The 7,262-nt window shown below is 65.9% G+C and carries 7 protein-coding genes; 1 reads left to right on the top strand and 6 read right to left on the bottom strand.

From position 1 onward, the window contains the following. Positions 1-57 precede the first annotated feature (57 nt). From ACFDTG_RS15410 to dapD, 3 genes are read right to left on the bottom strand one after another with little or no spacing between them, the layout of a single operon-like run. Positions 58-285, bottom strand: coding sequence for a DUF2945 domain-containing protein (locus ACFDTG_RS15410; RefSeq protein ID WP_375291850.1), 228 nt, complete (start codon positions 283-285; stop codon positions 58-60). Then, entirely contained in the window at positions 282-617 is a 336-nt protein-coding gene (locus ACFDTG_RS15405) for a hypothetical protein (RefSeq protein WP_375291849.1), read from the bottom strand. Before ACFDTG_RS15405 ends, ACFDTG_RS15410 begins: the two co-directional genes overlap by 4 nt. 60 nt (positions 618-677) lie before the next feature. After that, positions 678-1,502 (bottom strand): 2,3,4,5-tetrahydropyridine-2,6-dicarboxylate N-succinyltransferase, encoded by an 825-nt coding sequence (gene dapD, locus ACFDTG_RS15400; RefSeq protein WP_375291848.1) that lies wholly within the window; start codon positions 1,500-1,502, stop codon positions 678-680. A 202-nt stretch (positions 1,503-1,704) separates the two neighbouring features. Between dapD and ACFDTG_RS15395 the strand changes: the two genes are divergently transcribed. Continuing rightward, positions 1,705-4,116 (top strand): S8 family serine peptidase, encoded by a 2,412-nt coding sequence (locus tag ACFDTG_RS15395; protein ID WP_375291847.1) that lies wholly within the window; start codon positions 1,705-1,707, stop codon positions 4,114-4,116. An 18-nt stretch (positions 4,117-4,134) separates the two neighbouring features. Here ACFDTG_RS15395 and ACFDTG_RS15390 read toward each other — a convergent pair whose 3' ends face one another. The 3 genes from ACFDTG_RS15390 to ACFDTG_RS15380 all read right to left on the bottom strand — a co-directional run. Then, complete coding sequence (locus ACFDTG_RS15390; protein WP_375291846.1) at positions 4,135-5,202, bottom strand: phosphotransferase family protein; 1,068 nt, start codon at positions 5,200-5,202, stop codon at positions 4,135-4,137. A gap of 17 nt (positions 5,203-5,219) precedes the next feature. Then, the gene (locus ACFDTG_RS15385) at positions 5,220-6,308 is read right to left on the bottom strand and encodes a Zn-dependent alcohol dehydrogenase (protein WP_375291845.1); all 1,089 of its coding nucleotides are present in this window, start codon (positions 6,306-6,308) and stop codon (positions 5,220-5,222) included. Positions 6,309-6,393: 85 nt separating this feature from the next. After that, the coding region (locus ACFDTG_RS15380; protein ID WP_375291844.1) for an acyl-CoA dehydrogenase family protein at positions 6,394-7,262 on the bottom strand (869 nt) is incomplete at its 5' end.

Raw genomic sequence — 7,262 nt, 5'->3', positions numbered from 1 at the left:
CGGCCCGTTGCTGGGCTTTCGATTTGGCGGGCATCGTCTGGCCTCCTTTGCTTGGCGTCAGTTGACGGCCTCAAGCTCGCTACCGAGCTTGAGGACCTTGTCGCCGTCTTCCTGCTTGATGAGATAGGCCGGATCGTCTTCGCTACCCTTGCGGGTGACCTCACTGCCTTTTAGCGTGCGCGTAACCTCGCGCTCGAAGCGCTCCTCGATCTGGCCCTCGGCGCTGCCGTTGCCCCAGCTCCATTTCACGTATTGGTTCGTCTGGAAGCTGTTGGCGTTGCTCATTGCGCCATGTCTCCTTCCGTTTCTTCTTCGGGTGTGTCGGGATTGGTAATCACGGGCTGTCCATCGACCACCTCTTCCTGCGCACCGACGGAGCCAGGCGCGATCAGCGTATTGTCGTTTCCAGCTTCTTCCGCCTGCATTTCGCGGCTCTGACTGATGTATTCTTCTTCCGGCGTATCATCGCTGAATGCCGCCCCCGTCACCCAGACGATCGTCAGAGCGCCGATGGCGAGCACCGTTCCGATGATGAGAACCCAGCGGACCACGCCCTCTTTCGACCCGCCGCTGACTTCTTCCTCGCTGACGTGAACCGATTGGCCTTCGTTATGCATGTCATACTCCCTCGCGTGATGGCTAAACGGGGCGCGGGGCACTGGGTTCCGGCCCGTGCTTCAGTCGCGCAGCAGTTCGTTGATGCCGGTCTTGGAGCGGGTCTGCTCGTCCACCGTCTTGATGATGACCGCGCAGGCGAGCGAGGCGCCGCCATCCGGATCGGGCAGGGTGCCGGGCACCACCACCGAATAGGGGGGGATATGGCCGCGCACGATCTCTCCGGTGCAGCGGTGGACGATCTTGGTCGACTGGGTGATGAAGACGCCCATCGCAACCACGCTGCCTTCGCCCACGATGACACCTTCGACGATCTCGGAGCGGGCACCGATGAAGCAGTTGTTACCGATGATGGTGGGATTGGCCTGCATGGGTTCGAGAACGCCGCCGATTCCGGCACCTGCGGAGATATGGCAGTCCTCGCCCACCTGCGCGCAGCTGCCTACACTGGCCCAGGTGTCGATCATGGTGCCCTTGCCGACATAGGCACCGATATTGACGAAGCTGGGCATCAACACGCAGCCGGGCGCGATATGCGCACCGCGCCGGGCGATGGCACCGGGCACCACGCGGATACCCGCCTTGCGAAATTCCGCTTCGTCCCAGCCCTGGAACTTGCTGGGCACCTTGTCGTAAGCGGGATGGCCCGCGCTGCCGCCCTCCATGACGCGGTTGTCAGCGAGGCGGAATGATAGCAGCACCGCTTTCTTGAGCCACTGGTTGACCTGCCAGCCGCCGTCACCGTCGGGCTCAGCCACGCGGGCCGAGCCATCGTCGAGCATCGCCAGTGCCCGCTTCACCGCGTCCTGCACCCGCGTGTGGCCGGGCGACAGCGTGTCGCGCGCGTCCCAGGCGGTTTCTATGATGGCGGCCAGATCGTCTGTCATGTGTTCGTCCTGCGCGGCGATGGGCGAGTAAACGGGGGGATCGTCCCCGCCGTTAGGGGGTGGTGCGCAGCAGGGCAAGCGGCTCCCGTTTTTCCAATCTTCGCCTTATGTCCCGCATACCCCGTTAAGCCTTGTGCCAGCATTTTGCGGTTATGGCCGGGCGTTCTCGCCTGGGCGGCGAGGTTAAGATGGGGTTTCGGGAATGAAGCTATCGATGGGCAGCCTGCGCCCGACGCTGGCGCTGATGATCGCTGCGGCCCTGACGGGTTGCGGAGGGGGCGGTTCGGGCGGCGGCGCGGTTTCCACACCCCCCCCGGCGCCGGCGCCCACCCCGTCTCCGGCGCCCGCTCCAACTCCCACGCCAACCCCGGCGCCCGCGCCGCTTCCGCCGCCACCGCGCGGCTTCGACACCCCCGAGTTTCGCCGCTCCGATGGTCCGCGCCAGCACGGCGCGATCACCGCCTGGCAGGGCGGGGCCACCGGCGCGGCGCAGACCATCGCCATCATCGATACCGGAATCGACATCAATAGTCCCGAATTCGCGGGCCGCATCGATCCGCGATCGCGCGATGTCTCCTCTTCGCGCTCCATTGATGCCGTGGACGATCACGGTACCAATATCGCACTTGTCGCCGCCGCTGCGCGCAACGGCACCGGCGTGATGGGGATCGCCTTCGATGCCTCTCTGCTGGTATTGCGGGCCGACAGCGTGGGATCGTGCCAGGGCGGCGCGCCGGGCGAGACGCTGGACGGCTGCACCTTCGACGACCGCGACATCGCTCGTGGCATAAGCGCAGCCGTTTCCGCCGGCGCGCGAGTCATCAACATCAGCCTGGGCGGCAATGGGACCATCGCGCGCGCGCTGACCGATGCGGTGGCACAGGCTTCCGCTGCGGGCGTGGTGGTGGTGGTGGCAGCGGGCAATGGCGGCGCCGGTAGCGAATCCGGAACCGATCCCAACCAGCCCTCCGCCTTCGCCAGGCAAATCCGAGAGGCGGGCGGCAGCAACGTCATCATCGTCGGCGCGGTCGATGCCAACGGGACCATGTCTTCGTTCTCTCAGCGCGCCGGCGCTCAGGCTGCCTGGTATCTGGGCGCCAGGGGCGAAGCTATCTGCTGCGTCTATAAGGACGGGGAGGTCTATGTCGGGCGGGATTCGGGTGGGTCCTTCAACCTGCTGTTCTCCGGCACCAGCTTCGCGACCCCGCAAGTTGCCGGCGCGGTGGCGCTGCTGGCGCAGGCCTTCCCCAATCTTTCTGGTCAGCAGATCGTGCGCCTGCTGCTCGATACGGCGCGCGACGGCGGCGTGGCGGGAATCGATAGCGTCTACGGCTCCGGTATCCTCGACATCGCCGCAGCCTTCCAGCCTCGCGGGGTGACGACTTTGCCGGGCACCGACACCGCCATCACTATAGGTGGTCAGAGCGCGCTGGGGTCGGCGGCCACGGGTGACGCGCTGCGCACCGGAGCGGGGCTGCCGGTCACGGTTCTCGATTCTTTCGGGCGCGCCTATGGCACCGACCTCGCCAGTGGGTTTCGCGGGGCTGAGGCCACGCAGCGGCTTGCCGGCGCGCTGGGAGGCGACATCCGCAGCCAAGGCGTAACCGTGGGCGGCACATCGCTGGCTTTTACCGTATCGCACCAGACCGCTCGCGAAGGCGAAGGTCGTTGGGCCCGCGAGCTCCGGCTTACCGACCGGGAAGCGCGCGGAGCCGAACTGCTGGCCGCGCGGGTCGCATTGCGGATCGCTCCGAAAACGCAACTGGCGCTCGCGCTGCGTGAAGGGTCTGACGGGCTGAGTGCGCAATTGCGTGGCGCGGACCGGCCGGCGTTTATGATCGCCCGGGGGGCAGCCGGCGATCACGGCTTTGCCGCCGCGATCGACCAATCCATGGCGGTGCGTCACGCGCTCGGCGCCTGGGGTGTATCCTTCGCGGCCGAGACTGGCCGGGTCGCCTTCGATCATCTGACTACGGGAGGCTACGGCCCGCTTGGCGAGGCGCCGCGCGACTATCGCTCGCGCAGCTTCTCGCTTGGCGTGGATCGCCGTTGGGGTCCCGTCGATATGGCGCTGTCGGGAAGCTGGCTGCAGGAGGATGAGACGATCCTTGGCACTCTGCTTGCGCCGAGCTTCGGCGGGCAGGGAGCCGACACGCAGTTCCTCGATGCGAGCGGCGGGCTGTCGCTGGCGGATGGATGGCGGCTGGGCGCCCAATGGCGGCAGGGCTGGACGCGCGCCCGCGCTGCCGGGCTGATCGCTTCGGGTTCGTCCTTCGCCAGCGTGGCCTGGAGCGCGGACCTTACCAAGACAGGGTTCACTGGACGCGGGGACAGCCTGGGGCTGCGCGTCTCGCAGCCGCTGCGCGTGATGTCGGGCGCGCTCGGCTTCACCCTGCCGGTGGCTTACGATTACACGACGCTCACGGCCAGCTACGACACGCGCTTCGTATCGCTCACCCCGACGGGGCGGGAGATCGACGCGGAACTCGCGTGGCGCGGCCCGCTATGGGGCGGGGATGCCGCGGCCAGCTTGTTCTACCGCAGCGATCCCGGCCATTCCGCCAGCGCGCCAGACGATCGCGGCGTCGCGGTCCGCTGGCGCAGGGATTTCTGATCGACGGGCGCAGCCGGCTTATTCCGGCATGCCCGCCTTGACCGCGAATTCGTAAGCCCGATCGACGAGCGGCGAAACGCGCTCGCTCGTCTCCTTGGCATGCGCGGATGAAGCGGTGCCGTCGATCACCCGCTTCTTGATGCCCTGAATGATGCCCGCCAGCCGGAACAGGTTGTAGGAGAAATACCAGTCCATCGGCGGCACCGGATAGCCGGTGCGCGCGACATAGCGTTCAACAGCTTCCTGCGTCGTAGGAATGCCCAGCTCTTCCAGGTCCACGCCCAGCAGGCCGGCGCGGTTTACCGATTCGGTATGCCAGTTGAGCATCAGATAGCTGAAATCAGCGATGGGATCGCCCAGCGTGGACAGTTCCCAGTCCAGCACCGCGATCACGCGGTTCTCGGTCTTGTGGAAGATCAGATTGTCGAGCCGGTAATCCCCGTGAACGATGCTGCTCTCGTGCTGCGGCGGGATGGTTTGCGGCAGCCATTCGATCAGCCGCTCCATCCGCGGCATATGCTCGGTTTCGGACAGCTTGTACTGCTTGGTCCAGCGCGCGATCTGGCGCGCGCAGTAATCGGTCGGCTTGCCGAAATCGCCCATCCCGATCTCGTCCGGCTTCTTCAGGTGCATGTCGGCCATGGTATCGATCATGGCGTTGTAGATGGCGCGCCGGTCTTCCTTCGAGAAACCGGGCAGCTTGCCGTCCCACAGGTTGCGCCCGTCGGCCAGGCCCATGACGAAGAACTTGGAGCCGATAACGTCTGGATCCTCGCAGAGGCCATAAGTCTTCGGCACTGGAAAGCCGGTGGGGCCAAGAGCGTGCATCGCCTTGTATTCGCGGTCCACCGCATGGGCGCTCGGCAGCAGCTTGCCAAAAGGCTGGCGGCGAAGGACGTAGCTTTGGCCGGGAGTGTCGATCCGGTATGTCGGGTTGGATTGCCCGCCCTTGAACTTGGAATAGCTGATCGGCCCTTCGAAACCCTCAACATTCGCCTCGAACCAGGCGGTCAGCTTTTCCAGGTCGAGCGCGTTTTCTTGCGTAACCTCGGTGGTGCCGATCATGTCCTGATTGGGGTCGGCCATGCCCGCGTCCCCGCCCATCAGTCGAACACCACCACGCTTCGCGCGGAGTGGCCCCCGCGCAATTTGTCGAAACCCTCGTTCACCTGATCGAGGGGGATGCGCTCCGCAATGATCGTGTCGAGGTCGAGCAGTCCGCGCATGTAGAAATCCACCAGTCGCGGCAAGTCGACCGGAAAGTGGTTCATGCCCATGATCGCACCCTGCAGTTTCTTGCTGGCGAGCAGGTCCATGGCGCCCAGGCCGACCTTGCAGTCGAGCGGCATCATGCCGAGAATGGTCGCGGTGCCGCCGCGGCGCAGGATCTTCACCGCCAGATCGGCGCTTGCCTGCCGGCCCACCGCCTCGATGGCGTGATGCACGCCGCCGCCGGAAATGCGCATCACCTGCTCCACCACGTCGTCGGCCATGGCGTCGATCGTGTGCGTTGCGCCCAGGGTTTCGGCCAGCGCGCGTTTTTCGGACAGTGGATCGATCGCGATGACCTTGCCCGCGCCCGTGATCTTGGCCGCATTGATAGCGGCCAGGCCCACGCCGCCGCAGCCGACGATGGCGACCGCCTCGCCCGGGGTGACGTTGCAGGCGTTGAAGACGGCCCCGGCACCCGTGGTCACCGCACAGCCGAGCACCGCGGCGCGGTCCATCGGCATGTCCTTGTCGATGGAGACGCAGGCATGCTCGTGGATCAGCATCTGCTCGCTGAGCGCGGAAAGGTTGAGCATCTGCGCCACGGGGGCGCTACCGTCGGCGCGGGTTATGCGCGGGGGCTGGGTCTGCTTGCGACGGGTGTCGCCGCCCAGGCACAGCGCCATCCGCCCGGTCACGCAGAATTCGCAATGGCCGCAGAACGCGCTCAGACATGTAACGACATGATCGCCGGGCTTCACGGTTTTCACCTCGCTGCCCACGGCACGCACCACGCCTGCCGCCTCATGGCCCGGAATACAGGGCATCGGGTGGGGGTAGGCCCCGTCGATGAAGTGCAGGTCCGAATGGCACAGACCGCACGCCTTGGTGTCGATCAGTACCTCGTGCGGCATCGGGTCTGCCATCTCCACCTCGCCGATGGTGAGGGTGCCCTGCTGTTCCAGTATCGCGGCTTTCGCCATCGCGTCGTTCCTCCTTGGCCGCGCTCAGGGGCGCGGCACATCCAGTTGAGGCGGGCCGGATCCGTCCGGCCCGCCGCCGTGTCGATCAGCGCGTGGCGCCCACGTCGCCGGAGCTGTAGCTGCCCGCGCTTCCCGCGCTGGCATAGCTGGCCTTGTCGCTGCGCAGCGCGTTCGCGCTTGGCCCTTCGTTGGGGGCATGCTTGGCAAATTCCATGCGCGCGATGGAACGGGCATGGACTTCGTCGGGCCCATCGGCAAGCCGCAGGGTGCGCTGGTGAGCATAGGCCTTGGCCAGACCGAAATCGCTGCTGACACCGCCGCCGCCATGGGCCTGGATGGCATCGTCGATGATCTTGAGCGCCATGTTCGGCGCCTGGACCTTGATCATGGCGATTTCCTGCTTGGCGTTCTTGTTGCCGACCTTGTCCATCATGTCGGCGGCCTTGAGGCACAGCAGGCGCGTCATATCGATATCGATGCGGGCGCGCGCCACGCGCTCTTCCCAGACCGAATGCTTGTAGATCGGCTTGCCGAACGCCTCGCGCTCCTGAAGGCGGCGGCACATCTTTTCGAGCGCTTCTTCCGCCACGCCGATGGTGCGCATACAGTGGTGGATGCGGCCCGGACCGAGGCGGCCCTGCGCGATCTCGAAGCCGCGCCCTTCGCCCAGCAGCATGTTCGAGGCGGGCACGCGCACGTCCTTCAATTCGACTTCCATGTGGCCATGCGGCGCATCGTCATAGCCGAACACGGGCAGATGGCGCAGCACCGTGACGCCTTCGGCATCGAGCGGCATCAGGATCATCGATTGCTGCGCGTGGCGCTGGGCGGAAAAATCCGTCTTGCCCATGACGATCGCGACCTTGCAGCGCGGATCTCCCACGCCGGAGGACCACCATTTGCGGCCGTTGATGACGTATTCGTCGCCATCCTTTTCGATCCGCGTCTCGATAT

It is taken from the genome of Qipengyuania sp., from assembly GCF_042095715.1.
In the GTDB taxonomy this organism is placed as follows: Bacteria; Pseudomonadota; Alphaproteobacteria; order Sphingomonadales; family Sphingomonadaceae; genus Qipengyuania.
This window is presented reverse-complemented; position numbering and strand designations above follow the sequence as displayed.

Excerpts from the sequence above, each read along its gene's own strand:
- ACFDTG_RS15385 (WP_375291845.1), bottom strand. The coding sequence starts at position 6,308 with ATGGCGAAAGCCGCGATACTGGAACAGCAGGGCACCCTCACCATCGGC.
- ACFDTG_RS15395 (WP_375291847.1), top strand. The coding sequence starts at position 1,705 with ATGAAGCTATCGATGGGCAGCCTGCGCCCGACGCTGGCGCTGATGATC.
- dapD (WP_375291848.1), bottom strand. The coding sequence starts at position 1,502 with ATGACAGACGATCTGGCCGCCATCATAGAAACCGCCTGGGACGCGCGC.
- ACFDTG_RS15390 (WP_375291846.1), bottom strand. The coding sequence starts at position 5,202 with ATGGCCGACCCCAATCAGGACATGATCGGCACCACCGAGGTTACGCAA.
- ACFDTG_RS15410 (WP_375291850.1), bottom strand. The coding sequence starts at position 285 with ATGAGCAACGCCAACAGCTTCCAGACGAACCAATACGTGAAATGGAGC.
- ACFDTG_RS15405 (WP_375291849.1), bottom strand. The coding sequence starts at position 617 with ATGCATAACGAAGGCCAATCGGTTCACGTCAGCGAGGAAGAAGTCAGC.